This window comes from Vibrio sp. A37, assembly GCF_059777565.1.
The window spans coordinates 50375-72335 of sequence record NZ_JBLNLI010000002.1; the positions used below are offsets into that span (position 1 = coordinate 50375).

Consider the following 21961-nt stretch of genomic DNA (forward strand, 5'->3'; position numbering starts at 1 on the left):
AAAACAATGGCAAAAGCTGGCTGAATAGCTGGTGTAGGAGAACATGAAATTTGGCAACAGCCAGCGCGTAAAGTTAAAATTCCAATACCTAACAGAACCGAAAGGTAAACCAATTTTAATATTGGTGCAACAGTTGTGAGTGTGTTGATGAATACTCTATGTCATAAAGTGACATAGAGCACACCTTTTAGCTTTTTAGATAACTGTTCTTTATAGAAACCTTTTGAATGAACTTATCTAAGATATTGACAAAAAAGCAATGTCTACATATTCAAAGACTAATTTTGAATATCCTTTAGGTTCAGCCAATAGCTTGGGTCGTCATAAATCTTATGTGGAGGCAGGGTGAGGTTCTGCATTTTGAGCAACGTCCTGTTAGATAAGTTGGCTCGCTCAATGCTATCTGCATGAAACTTGAAAAACTCTTTATCAAACGATCCGTCATCTTTCATTTTATGCAGCCCATAATTAATTCGGTCTGCAATTCTAGGTTCATTGGGAGAAACAAAGAAAAACCAAGGAAGTGGCAAATCCAATACTAGGTTGGGTTCAACAACCATATTCGGATATTCATTGACCCTATCATCATATTCAACAAAGACTTCGTTTATCCCCCTAACAAAATAGTCAAATCGCTTTGCTTCAAGCATTGCAAACAAACCTAGGTAGGTAGAACCGGTAACGATATTGAATCCTCCTGCCTTTCTAAGCGCCTTGGTTGTGGACCACTGCGCTCCAACGCCTGCACGAAGCTTCTTAAGGTCGTCGAGTGACTGAACTTGCTCTAGCTGTGCGAGGTTGTCTTTGTGAACTAAAAAAATTCGATAACTCAATATGCCTTTCAAAACAGGGAAATAGACCGGTATGGCTTTTTCTTCCCACTCTGGTCGAGTAGCAGCAACATGAACATTTAATCGCTCACCTTTTTCCAGTTCTTTGAGTATGCGATTACGCTTTCCGGACCATTTGGTTACCACTATTTCGTAGTCGCCATACTTATCACGACTTGCTTCCAATGCGAGTCGAAGCACATGAGTTGGAAAAACAAATCTTTTGTCGTCTTCCACTAAAAGTTTAGGCAACTTAATGACATCTTTAGAGTTAGCTGATACGGCACTTTGATGTCCTAAAGTGATGATTGCAGAGAGTAGCAAAAGCCAAATTTTCATTTATCAATGTCCATATTGAGTAAATTTGGCTTAATTATAGTTGGTTGTTTTTATCTTGTATTACAAAAGAGGGCTAGCTCTATTTAGCTAGCCCTAATTATACGTGGACAAATTCATTTCGATGCTTTAATCGGCGTAGTTAACGACGCTTGGGCTTCTTTCTCGGACCACCTTTGCCTTTTGGCTTACTATTCAATGCATCAAATCCAGGTTGGTTCTTTGTGTGCTTAGTTGCGAAACGATTGGAACCGTGACGGCCAGACTTTCGTCTTTGAGCGGGTGTTTTTTTGTCGTCGTCCTCTGCTGGGATAAGGCAGTTGGGTTTATCTCCAATCAGATATTGTTTCCCCATTTCGGTGAGAGCTCGTCGTATCATTGGCCAGTTATCAGGATCGTGATATCTAAGCAGAGCTTTATGTAATCGGCGCTGCTTGTCGCCTTTGGCAACAGGGACTTCTTCGCGTTTTTTGTACTTGACTCGCTTCAAAGGGTTGGTTTCTGAGTAGTACATTGATGTAGCGTTGCACATCGGTGACGGATAGAAGTTTTGTACTTGGTCACACTCGAAATTGTTCTGCTTAAGCCATAGGGCTAGATTCAGCATATCTTCATCTTCCGTTCCCGGGTGAGCTGATATGAAGTAAGGAATCAGATATTGTTTCTTGCCAGCTTCTTTGCTGTATTTCTCAAACATTTCTTTGAAGCGATCGTAAGTCCCCATACCCGGTTTCATCATCAGGTTTAATGGGCCTTTCTCGGTGTGCTCAGGTGCAATTTTTAAATAACCGCCCACATGATGAGTCACTAGCTCTTTAACGTATTCTGGAGATTCAATGGCTAAGTCATAACGGACACCTGAAGCAATCATAATCTTCTTAATGCCATCTACTTTTCTCGCTGAGCGATACAGATCAATAGTATGTTTGTGATCGGTATTAAGCTTGTTGCAAATTCCCGGGAACACACAAGAGGGACGTCGGCAGTTTGCTTCTGCTTTTGGATCGCTACAGCCTAGGCGATACATATTGGCGGTTGGACCACCTAAATCGGATATCGTGCCGGTGAACCCCGGAACTTTGTCACGTATCTCTTCCAGCTCATCCAAGATTGATTCTTTTGAACGATTTTGAATAATGCGACCTTCATGTTCAGTAATTGAACAAAATGAACAACCGCCAAAACACCCCCGCATGATATTAACGGACGTTTTTATCATGTCGTAAGCTGGGATCTTAGCCTTACCATATTTAGGGTGAGGTACACGCGCATAGGGCAGGCCAAACACATAATCCATTTCTTCTGTAGTAAGAGGAATGGGAGCTTGGTTCACCCAGAGCTCTCTGTCACCGTGCTTTTGTATTAATGCACGACCGGAATACGGGTTGGTTTCGAGATGCATAATTCGGCTAGCGTGAGCATATAGGATGCGGTCGTTATTGAGCTTATCAAAGTGAGGAAGTCTGACAGCCGTAGTTTTTGCATCATGTCTTGAAGGTTGAACAGTGACTGGTTTGATTTCTTGCTTTTCAGGCTTTTTTACATCGCACTGCTCTTCTACTTGATAGGGATTAGGCGCAACGAATGAAGCTTTACTCGGTTTTTCAATTCTTGAAGAATCAATCACTTTGTATTCTTCTGGTTCAGCCTGCAAGATAACCGCTGTACCACGAATTCGGTTTAGTGTTTCAATTGCTTCTCCGTTTGCAAGGCGATGAGCCACCTCTACAAGCGCTCTTTCTGCATTGCCAAACAGCAATAAGTCGGCTTTTGCGTCGAATAAAATCGATCGTCTGACTTTATCTGACCAGTAATCGTAATGGGCAATGCGTCTTAAACTTGCTTCGATTCCGCCTAGAATGATAGGTGTTTCTTTATAGGCTTCTCGGCAGCGTTGAGAGTATACCAAGGTTGCTCGGTCTGGCCTTTTTCCCCCTTCATTATTCGGAGAGTAAGCATCATCATGACGCAGCTTTCTGTCAGCGGTGTAGCGATTAATCATTGAATCCATGTTACCAGCGGTAATACCAAAAAAGAGGTTTGGTTTACCTAAAGCCATAAACGCATTTTTATCATGCCATTTCGGCTGGGCAATAATACCAACTCGGAACCCTTGCGCTTCAAGGAGACGACCAACAATAGCCATCCCAAAGCTAGGGTGGTCAACATACGCGTCGCCAGTCACAATGATAATGTCACAGCTGTCCCAGCCTAATTCATCCATCTCTTTTTTACTGGTGGGTAAAAACGGAGCAGTGCCAAAACATTCTGCCCAGTATTTTTTTTGTTGATGAATAGGAGTGACTTCGCTGTACATAATTTAACCTTCGAGCTAGGGAGACCGAATTATAGCGACTCGGCTGGCGTTGATCTAGCGTTACATTTCATTTCATTAACTCTGTAAACAACGCAACATAAGAATAATTACTCAATTAAACAATTTGATAAATTAGGCGATGATTATATGACAATGGATTGAAAAAGGTGGAAGCGCAGGTGAATGGCTTAATATCTGATGCACATAGCTCAACAGACGAGCTTAAAAATCTTGTAGGTTATCCGCAGGTGGCTTGGGCTCTGGACCTAAAAAGTGGTGAGTTTAACTTTGAGGATGACAGTATTTACGTGTTGCTGGGCATTGACCGGACAATAAGAAATATTAATTTGTTTTCATTCATGTCTAGCACTCAGGGTAGATCGTTACGTGATGTTATTAAAAAGGTGCTCACTTCTGGGGAGAGTGAGCGGATTGGTGTCACTATTGCTTCAAAGCTTCATCTTGTTTTTCAAGCTCAGCTACATATAAATCGCAAGGACGCGAATGTAATAAGTGGCACAATCAAGCCTCTACTTTTGGTTTCCACTCGCAAGGATTTTTCTGACATATTTCAGTCATTATTTGACAACTCCCACCATGGAATATTAGTCACTGATCATCAAACCCGCATTTTATCCTGTAACCGTTTTTTTGAGTCGCAGACAGGATATCAGTTAGAAGAACTAATTGGCCAAAAAACAAATATCTTTAATGCTCACAAAATGTCTGCAGATTTTTACAAAAACATGTGGCGTCAGGTTGGCAAGGAAGGGTTTTGGTCAGGGACGATTTTAACTAAGCGGAAAGACGGTAGCGTTTTTCCGCAGGAGTTAACACTACAAAAAGTCGCGACAGAAAGTGGTGAGCAATACTTCTTTGGGCTAACACTGGATGTCACCAGTGAATTGTATCGTGTTGCTGAAAAATCGGACGGGGGCGTTGAGTTTTTGACTCAGTTACCTACGCGTGCGAAATTTGAATCTATGCTAGAAGAATTGTGCGAATCTGCTGAAGAACTTGAAGTAAGAAGAGTTGTGATTGTAATGCAGCCACAGTTTGAAGAAAGTACGCTTAACGAACAAAAAATGAGCTTTGCTTGCATGCTTTCAAATAGCCAAATAGCGACTCTCAGTGGATACTTAAAAGAGGGCATTTTCGCGGTCTGTATTGAATACAATGAGAACAAAGGGGTGACGCAGATTCAGTCAATGCAGCAAGCCATGAAAGCGTTTTTTAGAGAGATAAAAAACGAATCAGGAAACACAATTCACCAGCGAGTTATTAAAGGAAAAATAGGGGTATCTGTACTTGGGTTAGATACGCAGCTGCCCAAAAGGGCCGTGGTTCATGCGACTCAGGCCATGCTAGAAAACCATTCGGGCAAAAGTAACGTTAGCTTTTACCACAGTAAAATCCACGAGGAGTTAGAGCGAAGAAAACGCTTAGAATCGATCCTTTTAAATTCTATTGATCAGAAAGCATTAGAGGTGCACTATCAGCCGATCGTTGATGTCAAAGATTGGGAGATTGCCAAGTTTGAAGCTCTGTGCCGATTTGCTAAGGATGAAGAAGAGCCTTTTACTACCCAGGAAATGATTAATCTGGCAGAAGATATGGATCTTGTTTACGGACTGGATGATGCGGTCAGTATTGTCTCTATGCAAGGTCTAAACGCTATTCAGCAAGTCTTTGGCCAACACATCGGGCTGACTATCAATCGCTCGTTCAACACTAAAGTTGGTGCAGTCGAGGTATTGAAGAGCGCATATAATTTGATCGATCAGTACGTTGAAGATCCCTCTTTAGTCACAATTGAAGTAACGGAAACAGCGTATTTCGATAGTGATGTCAAACAATCTAAATTGCTTTCTAGAATGCGAAGTAAGGGAATAAAGATAGCGATTGACGACTTTGGGACTGGCTATGCTTCAATGAGCTATCTTACCACCTGCCAGTTCGATCTTCTTAAGATTGATCGTGAACTGATTACTGACATTCATGCTGGCAGTAATCAATATCTAATTGTGAAAATGTTGATCGAACTTTCTCATAAATTAGGTATTAAAGTTGTTGCTGAAGGAGTGGAAACTGCCGAGGAAATGCTAACTTTAAAATCTTTAGGGATAGATTACATGCAAGGCTTTTTTTTCTCCAAGCCTCTACCGTTAACTGAGATATTAAGAGCGAGCGATTACAAGGACAAATTGTATGATTTGTTCAAGAAGCAACAGCAGTATGCATGCTCTCAAACCATGATGTCAGTAGTTAAATCGGATGACGTCTTTCAAGTTGATCCTGGGGCACCACTGTCTTTGGTCTATCAATATTTGCAATCATTTCCAGATAAGCCTGTTATGGTAATAGACGAGAAAAAGTGTGTGGGAGTGATTACCGAAGTTGAATTGAATTTCCATTTAACGCCCACCATGGGGACCGATCTGGAGACGTCTAAAGAGGCTGCAATTTGGATGAGACCAATTAACCAGATTATGAAAACGCACTTGACAAAATTGTTGTGTACAACAAATCGGGAGCACATTGTAAAATTTGTGAAAGAAGAAAAGCCGTTTCCATGGGTGTTAGTTGATGAGTTTGATAAATATCAGGGAGTTATAACCCAATTCGACGCACTTCGGTGGATGTCAGAGCAATAGCAATAATGTAATCTATTTGAAAATATCCTAATGTTATTAGTATCAATAGCAATTTTAAGTGGTGGCAAGGAATGCCATGAGTGTTCGAAGGCGCAATAATGATACAACAACGCATGGATGAAAAAGCTCTCGTAGCCCGGAAGGCAACTCAGTTTAGTTTGAGTTGGGAATGGGACGCAGATAAGAGAGCTGTTGAGTTGGATAAAACGCAATTTTCAAAAGTCTTTTCGTCTAGATTACCTTATATTGAAGAACAATTTATGCTTTCTGCTCTAAGCTTAGAATCACAAAATGAGCTGAGCCAAAGCGTGGAGCGTTGCATAGAGCAGAATAAACCAGTTACTTATTGTTGTTCTTTACTACTCGAAAGTGAGCGGGTTTGTTATGTTGAATTTATCGTCAAACCTCCTGTCAATGACCGTAAAGTAACTGGTGTTATTTATCCTTTATTTTTCTTTCCTGCTAGCGGTCACGATATTGGATCGTTATTTCACCAAATCTTTGATAATCAACATCATGGAATTGTTATTACAGATAGTGAACATCATATACTGGTATCCAATGACTACTTTGCGTCTAATACTGGCTACGCGAAAAAGCAACTAGTTGGCCAGCCCGCAAGCATCCTCAATTCAGGCAAACACAGTCCAGAGTTTTATCATACGATGTGGTCTGCGGTACAAAATCGAGGCTACTGGACAGGAACAATATTGATTCGAAAAGCCAATGGTCAAATTGTCCCCCAAGAATTGACGGTTCAACGCCTATCGGTACATGACAGAACTTTCTACATGGGATGGTATGTCGACCTCTCTGATCACTTATATAGGGTAGAAGATGTCGAACATGGTGGTGTTGAATTATTGACTCAATTACCGACGGAGGAGCAGTTTACCCAACGAGTGGTTAACCGTTGGCTGGATTTTAAAGATGATGTTCTTTGTATGGTTGTCGCTTTCCTTCCTAATTTTCCGTCGGACTTAGAGTTTGATGTCAAAGCCAAGTTGTCTGAAGAGTTAGGAAAAAATCAACAAGCTAAAGTTGCGGGATATTTGGGAAATAACCACTTTGTCGTGAGTTTAGAGTGCGATAAAAAGGTTGGCCCGGGGCAAACTCGGCTTATTCATCAAGCGATTCGTCGATTTTTTTTGTCTCTGAATCGTCAAGCTGGCAGTTCGGTACATGAAGCCATTGTAAATGGAAAAGTCGGCGTGTCGGTTATGGACCATGATACTCATAATCCCAAACAGTTAGTATCTCATGCGGTACAGGCAATGCTTGAGCAGACAAGCGATCGAAAAGGCATGATTACCTTCTATCATGGAACGATTCATAGGGAAGTTCTGAGAAGGAAAGAGCTAGAAGATATTACGATTAAAAGTATCAAGGAAAAAAGAATAGAGGTTTTTTATCAACCTATCGTAGATACTCAAAGCTGGGATGTGGTGAAGTTTGAAGCCTTGTGTCGATTTAAAGACAGCAACGGTCGTATGTTGAACACGCAGGAAATGGTGGCGATTGCCGAAGATCTAGAGCTTGTCGCTGAGCTGGATTGGTGTGTTGGTCGAAAGTCTATTGATGATTTAAATATTATCCATAAAAGGTTTGGCAAAAATTTAGGCATGACGATTAATCGCTCATTGAATACTAAACTAGGTGCGGAGCAAGTATTGCGAAGTGCGGAGAAAATGATTGCTGAGTACTCCAGTACACCCGAATTAATTACTTTGGAGCTCACGGAAAGTGCTTATTTCGATAGCGAGTCGAGTCAGGAATCTTTGATAAAAAGTATTCGTGAGCATGGTGTTAGTGTCGCGATTGATGATTTTGGCACCGGATACTCTTCCTTCACTTATTTAAGCGACTGTAACTTTGATTTGTTAAAAATTGACAGAGAGTTTGTCACTGATATCAAGGTTGGGACGCATAAGTATCATATCGTTAAGTCGATTACCGATTTATCCCATACGTTGGCGGTGAAGGTGGTCGCTGAAGGCGTCGAAACTCGTCAGGAGCTAGAAGTCTTATGTGGTATTGGAGTGGATTATATACAGGGGTACTTTTTTTCCAAACCATTGCCCCTGTCTGAGTTAGAGCACGCTTGGGACTACCAAGAGCAACTAGAAGATTTTCTAAGTCGTAAATCCAGCGTATTGAGTATTGGGATTTTAAATATTTGTCACAGCCATATTCCGACATTAAGGCCAGACAATACCGTAAAAGAAGCCAAAGAATATTTTGATTCACGCTCATTTAATATTAACGTGATTCCAGTCTTGTATGACAAACGATGTGTAGGAGTGATTGATAGGGAAACGCTAAACCTTTATTTATCACCTACTGCAGGTTCAAAACTCGAAACAACGAAAGACTTAGTGATTTGGAAAAAAACCTTGAATACCGTGATGCGCACAGATATTTATCGTGCTCCATTTAATACCAAAGTCTCTGAAATACCTGATTTGATTTCTAGTGGAATAAAAGCACCTTGGGTAGTTGAAGATGAGTTGGGACAATATTTAGGTTTGATTACTGATCAAGATCTCTTATCCCACTTCGCCAATAGCTAAATTACATCAGTTTGATATTATCCAAACCCTATATTGTTGCCAGTTTGTAGATCATGATTTTCCACGTTATACCATTTGTTCCACCAATGCTATTAGGCGCTCAACTTCTACTTCTTCTTGTCCTCATCAAAGGGGATATTTGCCCAGGGCAGAGGGGAAGAGTACATAAGCTACTGCCTATTGTTGGAGTACTGTGGTTGGTCGCTTGTTTGTATTCGTTTGCCGCTATTTTGGTTGCGCTGCCTCTATTTTACTTTTTCTCGAGAGTGAAAACATCGAAGACAAAAGATAAAGGGCCAATGTGGATATTGAAATTGTCCTCTGTATTCGCAGGGCTAGTGGTTCTAATCCAGGTATATCAGCAAACTACAATTAGCTACAGCTTGGCCGTTGTGCTTTTGGTTATTCTATTAGGCACCTCGCTTGCCCATTTATTGTTAACCTTCGCTAGAACTCGTTTGCAAGCCTTCCATCGTATTTTACCTGTTTGCGGTGTAGTATCTTCAATCTTGCTGGTTGTTGTTGTGTTTATTCATACTCGGGGGTTATTGGTAGAAAACATCACACCACTAATTAATCAGGTTATTATTGGTTTGTTGCTGTTAATCTTTGGTGTCCTTATTTGGTGCACACATATCATCCTCTCGAAACCTCCAGCAAGATCACAATTGATAATTAGTACCGTCTTGTTGCTTGCGTCTTCCTACTATAGCTTAGGATTGTTCGTAGTTTAGATTGCGGTCACCTTTTAAGCAAAAAGTTAGGAGTATGCTTTACAGTGAGCCTGATTGGTAAGGAGTTCACGTATGGATCTAAGTAATGTCCACCGCCTTGATAGCACGATTTTACTGGGAATCGTCAATGAAAAACTACGCTTAGAGTGTGACAGTTTTGAGGAACTGGTTAGCATGTATGAAATGGATGTAGAAAATGTGATTGGGAAGTTAGATATGCTGGGCTATCAATACGATAGAGTGACTAACCAGTTCAAAGCGTACGACAGATAAAATCCAGATTACTCACCTAAACCATCTTGATACCGTCAAGATGGTTTTTGCATTGTTGTCTAGCGGTATTGAAAAAAGCTTGTAGGTAATGTTTGTCTTTTTCAGAGTGGCGGGTCGCGCAAAATAGACGTCGCCAAAGCCCTTTGCCCAGAGGTTTGCTCTGAACCAACCCTTGAAGTGAAAATTCACTCACAGCCCAGTTGGGTAGCGCAGTTACCCCTAGACCAGCAGAAACCATTTGGACTAGCATGAGAGTATTATCCGCCTGCTTCCATTTTGCTGGCTCAATACCATCTGGCTGTAAAAAGTGTTTAACCACATCGAGTCGTTGCTTCTGAACTGGGTAACTGAGCATGGTTTCATCTGCGAGATCGGCTGGCTCTATGACATCTTTTTGGTTCAATGGATGGTTAATCGACGTTACTAAGCGCATTTCGAAATCGAACAATGGCTCGTAGTGCACTTCTGATCTCGGGTGAATGTCAGAGGTAATGACTAAATCTAAGTCACCCGCCAATAATGCAGGTAAGGGTTCAAAGCCGAACCCAGAAGAAAAATCGAGCGATACACTTGGCCAATTGATCTGATATTCCTTAATAGCTGGCATGAGCCATTGAAAGCAGGAGTGGCAATCTATCGCCATATGTAGCCTTCCATTGACATCTTCTTTTAATCCAGCGAGCTCATTTTCCGCATGAGCAAATTTTGGTAGCACCTCATCGGCAAGCTTTAATACTATTTGACCTTCAGCTGTGAACTTTACTGGGCGAGTTTTACGGAAGAATAGCTGGCCACCAATGCGCGCTTCAATATCTTTGATTTGATGGGATAGTGCAGACTGAGTGAGGTGCAGAGCTCTTGCTGTCGCTGTCAGTGAGCCTGTATCTCTCAAGCAACTCAGTGTTCTCAGATGTTTAAGCTCGATCATGAATAATCCTAATAATCAACTTCCAATATTGAATGTTACTAAAGTAATCGGAAATTTCTCTTTTGTAAACGTCTAGACGTCTAAAGTTTTCTTGCCAATACCTTTCGAAGCGTTAGCACGTCGAGCTTCACTACAAACATGAATTTTCTTCATCATACGGTTGAAGAATTGGATATTGCTGAATTCAAGGATTGACGCGATATTTTAGCTATCTAGACATCCATAACTGGCAGTTCGCTAAGAGCTAAGAGCTAAGAAAAGAAGGGAAAGATAAATGGCTACAACGACTCATATATTGGGATATCCGAGAATTGGTGATAAACGAGAGCTTAAGTTTGCGTTAGAAAATTATTGGCGTGGAGATATCGATAAGAAAGAGCTTGAAGAAGTCGGGGCTTCCTTGCGTTCTAAGCACTGGCAAGTTCAAGCAAATGCGGGACTTAAATATGTGACAGCTGGTGACTTTGCATGGTATGACCATGTTCTATCGACGTCGTTACTGCTTGGTCATGTGCCAAAGCGCCATCAATCTCAATCGGTAGATTTAGACACCTTGTTTAAAGTGGCGAGAGGGCGCTCCCAATCTGATTGTGGTTGTGGGGCTGCATCTGATATGACCAAATGGTTTAACACGAACTATCACTATATTGTTCCGGAATTCAGCGAGTCACAAACATTTGAAGTAAGCTGGCCACAACTGTTTAACGAAATAGAACAGGCAAAGCAAGCTGGCCATCAAGTTAAACCGGTGCTACTTGGCCCGGTCAGTTATTTGTATCTAGGTAAGGAAGTGGAAAATGACTTTGACCGCTTGTCTCTACTACCTAAACTACTGACTTGTTACCAAGACATCCTCGCGAGACTTGAAGCGTTAAACGTGGAGTGGCTACAAATTGACGAGCCGATACTAGCACTAGAGTTAGAAAATAAGTGGCTTGAGGCGTTCTCTACCAGTTATCAAGTACTGCAAGGTAAGGTAAAACTGTTGCTAACCAGCTACTTCGACTCTATCGAAGAAAACATCGAGCGGATTACAGATTTGCCCGTAAATGGACTGCACGTTGACTTATCTGCTGCACCTGAACAACTCAATACGATAGTAGAAAACCTACCAAGCGATTGGGTTTTATCTGCCGGTGTTATAAACGGTCGAAATGTTTGGAAGGCTAATTTGCAGGAGCAGTTAGCCACACTGCAATCCGCTAAGGATAAATTGGGTGATAGACTTTGGTTAGCGAGTTCCTGCTCATTGCTTCATAGCCCAGTTGATCTGGACTTGGAGACTAACTTGTCCAATGAAACAAAAAGTTGGTTTGCATTTGCTAAGCAAAAAGTGTCTGAGGTTGCTATATTGGCTGCGGCGCTTGATGGTGATGAAGTCGCTATTGCAGAGTGCCAAGCGTATAGTGAGCCAGTCATTGCGAGACGCACATCTACTGAGGTTAACAAACCAGCAGTCCAAAATAGGATAGCGAGCATTACAAAGGAATCGGTAGACAGAAGCTTCCCTTATGATCAAAGAGCTAAGATACAGCGTGATAAGCTGAAGTTGCCAATACTGCCTACAACGACGATTGGCTCTTTCCCACAAACATCTGAAATCCGTGTTCAACGTCGAGACTTCTTGCAAGGCAAACTCGATGAGAGAGAATACGAAGCGATCCTTAAAAGCCACATCGAAGATGCAGTTAGACGCCAAGAAGCATTGGATTTAGATGTCCTTGTACACGGAGAAGCAGAGCGGAACGATATGGTGGAGTACTTCGCCGAAAACTTGCAAGGTTTCCAAACAACCAAGTTTGGCTGGGTGCAAAGCTACGGATCTCGATGCGTGAAACCCGCTATTGTCGTTGCTGATATTGAACGTAATAAGCCAATCACCATTGAATGGTCTGCGTATGCTCAGTCACTAACCTCCAAACAGATGAAAGGTATGTTAACTGGCCCAGTGACGATACTTTGTTGGACATTCCCACGTGAAGATATCTCGCGCAAGCAGATAGCTGAGCAATTAGCCTTCGCTCTGCAAGATGAAGTGGCCGACTTGCAAGATGCGGGTATCAATATTATTCAAATTGATGAACCCGCGATTCGTGAAGGTTTACCACTTAAGAAAACGCAACATCAGGAGTACCTCGACTGGGCTGTCGATGCGTTTAAGCTGTCTGCGGCGAGTGCTAAACCTGAGACACAAATTCACACTCACATGTGTTACAGCGAGTTCAATGAGATTATTGAGTCTATCGCTGCTCTTGACGCAGACGTGATTACAATAGAAACATCTCGTTCAAATATGGAGTTACTTAAAGCGTTTGAAGAGTTTAACTATCCAAATGAAATCGGTCCCGGTGTTTATGATATCCACTCACCAAATATTCCGAGTCAGGAGTGGATAGAGAACCTGCTCAATAAAGCGGCGGAAAAAATTCCACACCAGCGCCTTTGGGCGAACCCTGATTGCGGTCTTAAAACTCGCAGTTGGCCTGAAACCGAAGCAGCCTTGAAGAATTTGGTTGCTGCAGCCAAATCGGTTCGCCAGCAGTGGGCAAAAAAGCGCGATAGCAAGAAAGTCATTGAGGAACATGTTTCAATTTAGTCGAAGCGGTGAATAGCAATGAGCGACTTACTAGTCGCTCATTCAACGGACATAAAATTGTGAATACGTTCGAGTATACGTTAAATTTGGGCTAGTCGATTTTCTTCAATATGCAGATATACAGCCCTTCGAGGTCGACAAGCTCAACCAAAGAAAGTTTTGTGGAACCTATCAGGCTATTTATCTCTTTTCGTTGAGTTGGGAGAGAGTTGGGGACTATTACACAATTGCTCCGATTCAGGCTTTCTACAAATGCGGATCCAAGAGGATGGCTGATGACTATCAAGCCATCCTCATTTAATAGCTTAGCCATGTTTTTTAAGGCACAAGCTTGATCTTGCAAATTGCCAAAACAAGCATTGCAATAGATTAAATCGTGTTTAACGTCATTGCTAAAGGTAGATACGTCACAGTTATAAACCTGTACCTGTGGGTATTGTAATTTAACTTGTTCGAGCTGATTAACCGATAAATCCAAAGCGTGTATACATGCATTGGGGAATAACTGTTCTATGTACTTTATTAGCACTCCGGTACCAGTACCAACATCGAGAATATGGCTCGTTTCGTGTCGATTATTGTCGATATGATTAAGTGGGCTGGAGGCGATTTTACTCAGCCTTGGTTCAACAAATTCTGGTCTCGACTGCTTTGAAGCATACCAGCTTGATTCTTCGTCGAAAAAGTCTCTTTGAATCGTCAAAAACTCTTCACTTGAAAGCTCGTTCTCGTCGGCAGAGGAGTATGACGGAGAGTTAGAGTGCGTATTCAAAATGATATCTATATGATCTGTTTCCTTTGTCATTTTACATTACCATTTTCGCATGTCGTGACTATCTGGTATATCTCTCTGGTTTGTAAAAGTAAATCTCTCGTGCAGTTAATTGAACGACGGTATCAAACTGTGTGATGTAGTTGCTGTTTAGTGCATAGTGAAAAATTAGTTATCCAATAGAGTATAGTGAACCTTCCTCAAATACTTGGCACTCGATTTCGTAAATTTCTACTCTAAATGTTTGATGGTATCTAAACTGATTAGTAGTTCAATAAACATCTACTTAGCCTGAGGTAACATATGACAGATGACTCGGTAGAACAAAAACGGAAGTACTTTCGCTTGCGTTATCCTAAGCGGGCTCGCCCTGTTGTTCGATTAAAAGACCGAAAATATTCGGTGGCAGAAGTCTCTGAGAAAGGGATCCGAGTTGTTATGGCAAACGCTTCTGTACTTTATAGAGGTATGTCGATGAAAGGCGTATTACTGTTGCATGGAGACAAGTTGATTGAGATAGAAGGAGCCATTTTACGATTTGATGGGGACGAGGTCATTTTGAAATTAAAGCAAGGGCCAAGTTTCAAGCATATGGTTTCTGAACAAATACGTTTGAGACGTAAGTATCCGTTTCTATTTAACAAAAATTCGAATTAGCCTTAGAGAGCTCTTTTCATTGACCTGCCAAAGGTTGGAATTCTTGTTTTAGCCAGTAGCAAAAATCCATTATTTTTCGAATGTCTTTTTTGTAGTGTGGAACCGTTAAGTAGTAACCATACTGGCTCGCTATTTTCGCGTTTAACGGGTTGGTGACAAGCTTTCTCTCCAGTGAGTCGGCTACCATGAAGTCTGGCAATAGAGCTAACCCGTGATGATTGAGCACCGCAGAGTGCGACATATAATAATGTTCATGGCCTATAGGGTGGAAGTTTAAATCGAGTTTAATGCCTTGCTCAGTCATAAATTGTTGCCACAGTTGGGGGCGAGTTAAATGTGGGATGAGTTGATGAGAGGCTAAGTTGCCCTTCGAATGTATTGGATTAAGCTCGAACACTTTATTTGAACAAATGAGGATCAGGTTTTCTTTACAAAGTAATTGGGACTGTTCGTAATGCTGCGCCAAAGGTTTACACTTGATGGAAATATCATAATCACTGCTAACAATGCCTAAAGAGTTGTCACTGGTATGAATGTTCACTTGTAACTCAGGGAACCTATTTATAAATCGCTCTAACTTGCCAATTAACCAAAGGCTTGCAAAGGATGGAGTGACGCTAATATTGAGCTGGTCCCGAGAAGGGGCAGATTGAAGCATCGTTGCGGTAGATGACTCTATAATGTGTATCGCTTCTGTGACCTTTGGTAGGTATCTTCTTCCAGCCTCTGTGAGTTCTAGTCCATTGATTTTCCGAATAAATAAAGCTTGGCCTAATTGTGTCTCTAAAGCCAATATTTGTTTACTGACCGCGCCTTGTGTCACCGATAATTTTTCGGCGGCTTTAGAAATATTCAATGTTGAAGCAGTAGCTAAAAACGCTCTTAGCGATTTTATAGTAGGAAAATGACTTGATTGCATAGCGAGTTGTTGGTCGAAGAAGATCGTTTAATGTTGATAGCTATTATGTATTATGGTATTCCATTTCCTCATGGGGTAGGAAAACTATTCGATTATTGCAGGTGGATTTCAGTGATATTAATACCTTAAGTCACAATAAATTATGTGAAAAAGGGCTTAAGTATGTCTTATGTTTTTCATCGGCATTGCCACGTCAAATTTCCCCAAATCCAAAAAGGAGAAGGGGTATATGTGTATGACAGTGAAGGTAGTCGTTACCTAGACGCATGTGGAGGTGCAGCTGTCTCTAACCTTGGTCATAGCCATTCGACCATCAAGCAAGCGATATTCTCACAAATTGAGGCTATTCCATATGCTCATACAGGCTTTTTTACCTCTGAACCTAGCGAAAAGCTTGCTGAGTTGCTTTGTACACTTGCACCGGAGCCATTAAGCCATGTTTATTTTGTCAGTGGTGGTTCAGAAGCAGTAGAGTCTGCGCTCAAACTGGCAAGGCAATATTTTATGGAAGTTGGACAAAAACAGAGATGCAAGCTGATTGCAAGAAGGCAAAGCTATCACGGAAATACCTTGGGAGCACTTAGTGCGGGTGGAAATTTCTGGAGAAGGGCGCCATTCGAACCACTTTTATCTGATATTCGCTTTGTCTCTCCTTGTTATCCATATCGTGAGAAACAAATCGATGAGTCTGAACTTGAGTATTCAAAGCGATTAGCCGATGAGTTAGAGCAGGAAATCTTGCGAATCGGATCAGAAAAAGTCATGGCATTTATTGCAGAGCCTGTTGTTGGCGCTACCTCTGGAGCTTTGACGGCAACCCAGTCCTATTTTAGGTATGTAAGGAAGGTATGCGACAAATATGGAGTGCTATTAATACTGGATGAGGTCATGTGTGGCGTTGGGCGCACGGGTAGCTTTTATGCCTTTGAGCAAGAAGACGTTGTTCCTGATATCGTTACTTTAGCCAAAGGACTCGCTGCTGGTTATCAGCCGATAGGAGCAGTATTAACAAGTCGAAAAATATATGACGCAATAAGTCAGGGAAGTGGCTTCTTTCAACACGGGCATACTTTTATGGCACACCCAGTCGCATGTGCAGCGGCTTTAGCCACAGTGACCACCATAATTGAAGAAGATTTATTAAGCCGAGTTCGAGTATGCGGACAGAAATTAAAGAAAATGCTTCGCTCTAAATTATCTGAACGACCTTACATTGGTGATATTAGAGGCCGAGGGCTATTTATTGGTATTGAACTGGTATCTGATAAAACGAGCAAGGTTCCGCTAAATTCATCTACACAGGCACACTTATCAATTAAATCAATCGCAATGTCATTGGGATTGATGTGCTACCCAATGGCAGGAACAATTGATGGAATTAACGGTCATCATATCCTTCTGGCTCCTCCATACATCATTTGTGATTCTGAACTAGAAGAGCTGGTCGATAAGTTGGTGGAAGCGATAACTATGGCGGCAAGAGATTGGGAGCTAGCAAAGAATGGCGAGTAAAATTGCGTTAATCGTTGCACCTAACGGCGCGAGAAAACAAAAAACTGACCATGGGAAACTGCCTGTCACAACGCGTGAGATAGTAAATGATGTCGTTGAATGTCGCGACGCTGGTGCGACTATGGTTCATGTCCATGCGAGAGATGAGTCGGGCAAGCACACCTTGGATATTGACGCTAATTTTAAATTGCATGATGCATTACAAGCTGCAGTTGGTGATAGCGTAATTATTCAGCTTACTACTGAAGCAGTCGGACGTTATTCTCCACAGCATCAGATGCGGCTCATAAAAGAAGTTCAGCCTCCCGCTGTATCTTTTGCATTGCGGGAGCTTTTACCAAGCTCTACCAATGACTTTAAAACGATAGATTTTTTTCATTGGGTATCAGAGAAAAATATTCTTGCTCAATATATTCTATACGACAGACAAGATGCATTGCGATATTTGCAGCTATGCCAAGAGAACGTTTTGCCTAAGCAGGGACGTCACACATTGTTTGTTCTTGGTCATTATCATGATCGGCAAGTTGCCACTCCCAATAGGCTAGTACCTTTTCTCAGTGAAGAGCTTTTCGCAAATGAACGTTGGGGAGCGTGCGCCTTTGGGAATAAAGAGTTCGACTGTTTGACTGCAACGATGCTACTAGGAGGTGACGTCAGGGTAGGTTTTGAAAACAACCTCTTCGACCGTTTTGGAACCCTCGCTCCAAGCAATGCCAGTCAAGTTCGTGAGATTACAGCGTTAGCTGAGTCTTATGGAATCCAACGTTTTAACGCGCATGAGTATAAACGTCACTGTAATTGCTATTTATTTGAATAAATACGCACCACAACCTTGACTAAAAATGTGATATCGCTCGTTCTAGTGATGATTGGTTTTGCCTAGTTAAACGGATGTCTGTCTATTTTTGTTGTGAGATATTTCTTACAAATGGGTAGGAATTTGAGGATTAGCATTGCAGGATTATTTTTATAATAATATTAACTATATGATATTTAATGATATTAAAGTTTTGTGATACATAAGTGAAAGTATTATTTTCATTGCTGCATTGTGTCTTCGGCTCATTTCCGTAATCTTAAACATGTCAGCAGGACGCAGACAAGGATAGAAAAGACTAAGGATCAGTCGCCCTCAGGAAGAGGGAGAGATTATTCAGTTAGGAAGAGTAATCTGAAAGGATAGCTAAGGAATCGTGCAGGAAGCACTTCACTAGGATGGTGAAAACTTAGGGCAAAAGGACTGGTTTCACGGAAAGATACAGCCCGTCAGGATGACGAGAAAGGACACCGCTAGGAAGGCGATGTTAAGGAAAGCGCAAAAGGATTCGCGTACTGTCAAGGACAGAGGCAGGGAGCAACTTTAATGTAGCAGGATTGCTGCAGGTAAGGAACAAACCCCGTAACCTACTCGGTTGCGGGGTTTTCTTTTAGGGCCGTTAGCGTTATTCGAACAACGCGAGCAATTTTTCTTCAGCCAATGAATTCTAATTTCACTATTGCAGTGACTGGTGTAGAGTGAAGCGTTTTTACCACTTCGTATCTATAAAACTATGCTATTTCGTGAACTAGGTCTTTGCACATCTTTATGTGAAACCGTTGACCAACTGGGTTATACCGAGCCAACTCCAATTCAATCTAAGGCGATTCCGTTGGTGTTGTCGGGTAAGGATTTATTAGCGGCTGCGCAAACTGGAACGGGCAAAACGGCAGCCTTTTCGCTTCCTATCATTGATCAAATGCTTAGAGAATCAGTGGCGGAAAGTAAGCAGAATCAAGTGCGTTGCCTAGTTTTAGTGCCTACTCGTGAACTCGCTCAACAGGTGTTTGAAGCGTTGGTTAGTTTTAGTAAAGATACCAACTTGCGATGTGTTGCTGTTTATGGTGGTACGAGTATAAAAGCGCAAAGAGATGCCTTAAAACTTGGATGTGATATTGTGGTCGCGACTCCGGGGCGCTTGCTTGATCATCACCACTGCGGCCATATTAGTCTCAAGCATGTCGAACACTTTGTACTGGATGAAGCAGATAGAATGCTGGATATGGGGTTTAAGCCAGATATTCAGAGAATTCTTCGTCATCTCAGCCAACAACGTCAAACTCTACTGTTTTCAGCCACTTTTACTTCTCAAATTAAAGCACTGGCTTATAAGCTGCTAAAAGATCCAGAAGAAGTGGAAGTGTCGGAGCAAAATAGCACAGCAACAACAGTAAAAGAGATCCTGTATCCAGTTGATAAACAGAAAAAAGCCGCGTTACTCGCCTACCTAATTGGCTCACGAAACTGGCAACAGGTGTTGGTCTTTACCAGAACCAAAAAGGGTAGCAATAAATTAGCGAAGGAGCTGAAACTGGACGGAATAAAGGCTGTTTCCATCAATGGTGATAAAAGCCAAGGTGCAAGAAGCAAAGCACTAGAAGATTTCAAAACTGGTCAGGTGCGAGCTTTGATTGCAACCGATGTGGCTGCTAGGGGCCTAGATATTCCCCAATTGGATCAGGTTGTAAACTTTGATATGCCGTTTAAGGCAGAAGACTACGTTCATCGTATTGGCCGAACGGGGCGCGCAGGAAGAGATGGACTAGCAGTTTCACTGATGTCTCATGACCAAGAGTACTTGTTAGCCCCTATAGAAACACTGCTAGATAGACGTTTACCACAAGAGTGGTTGGCAGGATTTGAACCCAGCCCAGCTCCATTAAATGACAAGCCTGATCAACCGCGCCAACGTAGAGGGCGCAATCGAGATAAGCAAAAAATGAAGGCCAAGCTAAAAATACATGCAGGGCGCGGTAAAAAGAAAAATTAAATTGGTAAAAGAGGCGTAAAAGTCTCTTTTTTAAAATTGAAAATGGATGTGGCGTTTCGGTCTATGCTCCAAACGTTTGGTTCTTTGGTTTATTCAGGGTGTGAATTTTACTTCTTAACTTTATTTGTAATAGTTGTGCAATAAGTGGTAAAACGTACTCGTTTATGTAAATTTATTGTCATGGCGGTAAAAAGTACGAACTTTTATGGTAGAAGGTGTCTGAAACAAAACTTTTGTTGAACCTTTGTAGAACCCAATTAGTAAGACGAGCTATGAAAAAAACAGCCATATTTACAGCAGTAGCAGCTATCGCCCTAGCTGGTTGTAGTGCACAAAACACTGACTTTTCGACAGCGCAAAAAGCGCAAATTGAAAAAATTGCTAGTCAATATATCATTCAGCACCCAGAAGTATTGATTAAAGCTTCTGAGACATACAAGCAGCAGCAGATTGCTGAGCAAAATAATCAAGCTGTTCAAGCAGTGCTTCAGCACTCCAAAGAGCTTCTAGACAATCCAAAGACACCTTTTGTTGGTCCAAAAGACGCGAAAGTGAACGTGATTGAATTCTTCGATTACCAGTGCATCTTCTGCTCGAAAGTTTCTCCTGTTGTAAGAGAGCTGCAAAAAGATAATCCAGATGTTCGCTTTGTTTACAAAGAGACGCCAATCTTTGGTATGCGTTGGGAAGCCTCTCGTTACGCAGCGGATATGGGTAACTGGATCTATGCACAAAAAGGTAGCGAAGCTTACAACACTTACCACAATGCAGTATTCGAAAGTGGTCAGGTTGAAGGCAAGCTAACTAAGAAAGAAATTGACAAAGCTGCGAAAGAAGCGGGTGTTGATGTTAGCAAGTTCAAGACAGACAATAGCTACATGGACAACCTACAGTTGTTTGGTGAGCTTTCCTTCCGTGGAACTCCAGCACTTATCGTAATGCCTAGCGAAGGTGCAAATAAAGACAACGTTAAGATCATTCGTGGTTACGATCCTGCTGGCTTAAAAGCGGCTATTGCTGAAGTTAAGGCTGACGTAGCATCCGCTTCACCAGCTACCGCTAAGACCCCTGCTACGAGCACTTCTAGCAAGTCTTAATCGCATTTCTAGAGCGCCTTTTCAGGCGCTCTTTCTTTGATACTTGTTACGAAAGTCTTTCGGTGTCATATTCTTGTTTTTCTTAAATAAGCGATTAAAATTCGACAGGTTTTGAAAACCAACTCTGGTTGATAGTATTGCGACTGACAGATCTGAGCGAATTAATAGTGAACAGGCTTTTGCCAATCTCACATCAATTATATATTGACTGACACTCTGTCCCATTAACCGTTGGAAGAATCGGTTCAACGTACTTTCGCTCATTCCAATATGCTGTGCTATTTGACTCAAAGAGATCGAGGAAACGTAATTGATATGAATGAAATCTAACACCTTGTTGAGCATCAATTGTTGCCTCTTCTCAGAACCTATTCGCAGTTCAGAATGATTGACATTTAAATAGCGAAATTCTTGGTAGTTCATCAAGCACTCTAAAATCTGTAAAAAAAGAGTGAGGCGTTTTGCAGGCGTTGCTTGGTCTAATTCGACAAAAAGTGGGTACAGTTCTTTTGCTAGCTTTGAAGGGTATTGAATACCTTTAAGAGCAAGTTGCGCGAGGGTGTTCACGTGTTTGTATTCTGGAAAAACTTGCGAGAGATTCTCTAGCCACTGTCTATCAAACCACAAAACGTAAACCTTATGCGGCCTATCTTGATTCATCTTCGATTTGGAATGCCAAGTGTGAGGAATGTTAGGACCAAGCAGAGTTAGATCCCAATTAGAATAAGAATCAATGCGAGTGTCTATATAACGTTCACCTAGACTATTGAGGGTCAGAGTAAGCTCAAACTCTGGATGAAAATGCCACTCAAATGGGATTTCATCTAGCTCTCGGATCAGTAGCCTCCAAGAACAAGATTCTTCATAGATTATTTTTTCAAATTGGGCTTTCATCTAGAACTTATTCCAATACTAAAGTTGTATTTCTTCTGTTTAATATGACTGAATAGTATCGA

The 21961-nt window shown here is 41.7% G+C and carries 15 protein-coding genes and 1 pseudogene; 10 read left to right on the top strand and 6 right to left on the bottom strand.

The features are described from left to right. Positions 1 to 278 precede the first annotated feature (278 nt). Positions 279 to 1169 (bottom strand): substrate-binding periplasmic protein, encoded by an 891-nt coding sequence (locus tag ACM2FC_RS03970; protein WP_498479555.1) that lies wholly within the window; start codon positions 1167 to 1169, stop codon positions 279 to 281. 160 nt (positions 1170 to 1329) lie between these two features. Next, positions 1330 to 3483, bottom strand: a pseudogene (locus ACM2FC_RS03975) (YgiQ family radical SAM protein); the annotation flags it as partial. A gap of 179 nt (positions 3484 to 3662) precedes the next feature. Between ACM2FC_RS03975 and ACM2FC_RS03980 the strand changes: the two are divergent. The 4 genes from ACM2FC_RS03980 to ACM2FC_RS03995 all read left to right on the top strand — a co-directional run bounded on the left by ACM2FC_RS03980 (position 3663) and on the right by ACM2FC_RS03995 (position 9714). Then, entirely contained in the window at positions 3663 to 6137 is a 2475-nt protein-coding gene (locus tag ACM2FC_RS03980) for an EAL domain-containing protein (RefSeq protein ID WP_498479556.1), read from the top strand. 98 nt (positions 6138 to 6235) lie between these two features. After that, a complete protein-coding gene (locus ACM2FC_RS03985) occupies positions 6236 to 8707 on the top strand; it encodes an EAL domain-containing protein (protein WP_498479557.1) in 2472 nt (823 codons plus the stop codon). Between the two features lie 53 nt (positions 8708 to 8760). After that, positions 8761 to 9441, top strand: coding sequence for an HI_1241 family integral membrane domain (locus ACM2FC_RS03990; protein WP_498479558.1), 681 nt, complete (start codon positions 8761 to 8763; stop codon positions 9439 to 9441). Positions 9442 to 9513: 72 nt separating this feature from the next. Beyond that, on the top strand, positions 9514 to 9714 hold the full coding sequence (locus ACM2FC_RS03995; protein WP_498479559.1) for a DUF4250 domain-containing protein: 201 nt from the start codon (positions 9514 to 9516) through the stop codon (positions 9712 to 9714). A gap of 16 nt (positions 9715 to 9730) precedes the next feature. Here the strand turns inward: ACM2FC_RS03995 and ACM2FC_RS04000 are convergent, their stop codons facing one another. Then, positions 9731 to 10642: a LysR substrate-binding domain-containing protein gene (locus ACM2FC_RS04000; RefSeq protein WP_498479561.1), complete on the bottom strand. Its 912-nt coding sequence runs from the start codon at positions 10640 to 10642 to the stop codon at positions 9731 to 9733. Between the two features lie 274 nt (positions 10643 to 10916). Between ACM2FC_RS04000 and metE the strand changes: the two genes are divergently transcribed. Next, positions 10917 to 13238, top strand: a complete 2322-nt coding sequence (gene metE, locus ACM2FC_RS04005) for a 5-methyltetrahydropteroyltriglutamate--homocysteine S-methyltransferase (protein WP_498479562.1) — start codon at positions 10917 to 10919, stop codon at positions 13236 to 13238. Positions 13239 to 13329: 91 nt separating this feature from the next. Here the strand turns inward: metE and ACM2FC_RS04010 are convergent, their stop codons facing one another. Next, complete coding sequence (locus tag ACM2FC_RS04010) at positions 13330 to 14043, bottom strand: class I SAM-dependent methyltransferase (RefSeq protein WP_498479563.1); 714 nt, start codon at positions 14041 to 14043, stop codon at positions 13330 to 13332. Between the two features lie 270 nt (positions 14044 to 14313). On the opposite strand from ACM2FC_RS04010, the gene ACM2FC_RS04015 reads away from it, so the two are divergent. Then, positions 14314 to 14667: a PilZ domain-containing protein gene (locus ACM2FC_RS04015; protein WP_498479564.1), complete on the top strand. Its 354-nt coding sequence runs from the start codon at positions 14314 to 14316 to the stop codon at positions 14665 to 14667. A 16-nt stretch (positions 14668 to 14683) separates the two neighbouring features. Here the strand turns inward: ACM2FC_RS04015 and ACM2FC_RS04020 are convergent, their stop codons facing one another. After that, positions 14684 to 15586 (bottom strand): LysR substrate-binding domain-containing protein, encoded by a 903-nt coding sequence (locus ACM2FC_RS04020; RefSeq protein WP_498479565.1) that lies wholly within the window; start codon positions 15584 to 15586, stop codon positions 14684 to 14686. Between the two features lie 162 nt (positions 15587 to 15748). On the opposite strand from ACM2FC_RS04020, the gene ACM2FC_RS04025 reads away from it, so the two are divergent. The 4 genes from ACM2FC_RS04025 (at position 15749) to ACM2FC_RS04040 (ending at position 21005) form a co-directional block, all read left to right on the top strand. Beyond that, the gene (locus tag ACM2FC_RS04025) at positions 15749 to 17098 is read left to right on the top strand and encodes an aspartate aminotransferase family protein (protein ID WP_498479566.1); all 1350 of its coding nucleotides are present in this window, start codon (positions 15749 to 15751) and stop codon (positions 17096 to 17098) included. Beyond that, positions 17088 to 17918, top strand: coding sequence for a beta-keto acid cleavage family enzyme (locus ACM2FC_RS04030; RefSeq protein ID WP_498479567.1), 831 nt, complete (start codon positions 17088 to 17090; stop codon positions 17916 to 17918). The genes ACM2FC_RS04025 and ACM2FC_RS04030 overlap by 11 nt, the downstream gene beginning before the upstream one ends. 733 nt (positions 17919 to 18651) lie before the next feature. Then, positions 18652 to 19908, top strand: coding sequence for a DEAD/DEAH box helicase (locus tag ACM2FC_RS04035; RefSeq protein WP_498479568.1), 1257 nt, complete (start codon positions 18652 to 18654; stop codon positions 19906 to 19908). Positions 19909 to 20180: 272 nt separating this feature from the next. Then, positions 20181 to 21005: a DsbA family protein gene (locus tag ACM2FC_RS04040; protein ID WP_498479569.1), complete on the top strand. Its 825-nt coding sequence runs from the start codon at positions 20181 to 20183 to the stop codon at positions 21003 to 21005. Between the two features lie 21 nt (positions 21006 to 21026). Here ACM2FC_RS04040 and ACM2FC_RS04045 read toward each other — a convergent pair whose 3' ends face one another. Beyond that, complete coding sequence (locus ACM2FC_RS04045) at positions 21027 to 21899, bottom strand: AraC family transcriptional regulator (RefSeq protein WP_498479570.1); 873 nt, start codon at positions 21897 to 21899, stop codon at positions 21027 to 21029. Positions 21900 to 21961: the final 62 nt, after the last annotated feature.

Excerpts from the sequence above, each read along its gene's own strand:
- ACM2FC_RS03970 (WP_498479555.1), bottom strand. The coding sequence starts at position 1,169 with ATGAAAATTTGGCTTTTGCTACTCTCTGCAATCATCACTTTAGGACAT.
- ACM2FC_RS03985 (WP_498479557.1), top strand. The coding sequence starts at position 6,236 with ATGATACAACAACGCATGGATGAAAAAGCTCTCGTAGCCCGGAAGGCA.
- ACM2FC_RS03990 (WP_498479558.1), top strand. The coding sequence starts at position 8,761 with ATGATTTTCCACGTTATACCATTTGTTCCACCAATGCTATTAGGCGCT.
- ACM2FC_RS03995 (WP_498479559.1), top strand. The coding sequence starts at position 9,514 with ATGGATCTAAGTAATGTCCACCGCCTTGATAGCACGATTTTACTGGGA.
- ACM2FC_RS04000 (WP_498479561.1), bottom strand. The coding sequence starts at position 10,642 with ATGATCGAGCTTAAACATCTGAGAACACTGAGTTGCTTGAGAGATACA.
- metE (WP_498479562.1), top strand. The coding sequence starts at position 10,917 with ATGGCTACAACGACTCATATATTGGGATATCCGAGAATTGGTGATAAA.
- ACM2FC_RS04010 (WP_498479563.1), bottom strand. The coding sequence starts at position 14,043 with ATGACAAAGGAAACAGATCATATAGATATCATTTTGAATACGCACTCT.
- ACM2FC_RS04015 (WP_498479564.1), top strand. The coding sequence starts at position 14,314 with ATGACAGATGACTCGGTAGAACAAAAACGGAAGTACTTTCGCTTGCGT.
- ACM2FC_RS04020 (WP_498479565.1), bottom strand. The coding sequence starts at position 15,586 with ATGCAATCAAGTCATTTTCCTACTATAAAATCGCTAAGAGCGTTTTTA.
- ACM2FC_RS04025 (WP_498479566.1), top strand. The coding sequence starts at position 15,749 with ATGTCTTATGTTTTTCATCGGCATTGCCACGTCAAATTTCCCCAAATC.
- ACM2FC_RS04030 (WP_498479567.1), top strand. The coding sequence starts at position 17,088 with ATGGCGAGTAAAATTGCGTTAATCGTTGCACCTAACGGCGCGAGAAAA.
- ACM2FC_RS04035 (WP_498479568.1), top strand. The coding sequence starts at position 18,652 with ATGCTATTTCGTGAACTAGGTCTTTGCACATCTTTATGTGAAACCGTT.
- ACM2FC_RS04040 (WP_498479569.1), top strand. The coding sequence starts at position 20,181 with ATGAAAAAAACAGCCATATTTACAGCAGTAGCAGCTATCGCCCTAGCT.
- ACM2FC_RS04045 (WP_498479570.1), bottom strand. The coding sequence starts at position 21,899 with ATGAAAGCCCAATTTGAAAAAATAATCTATGAAGAATCTTGTTCTTGG.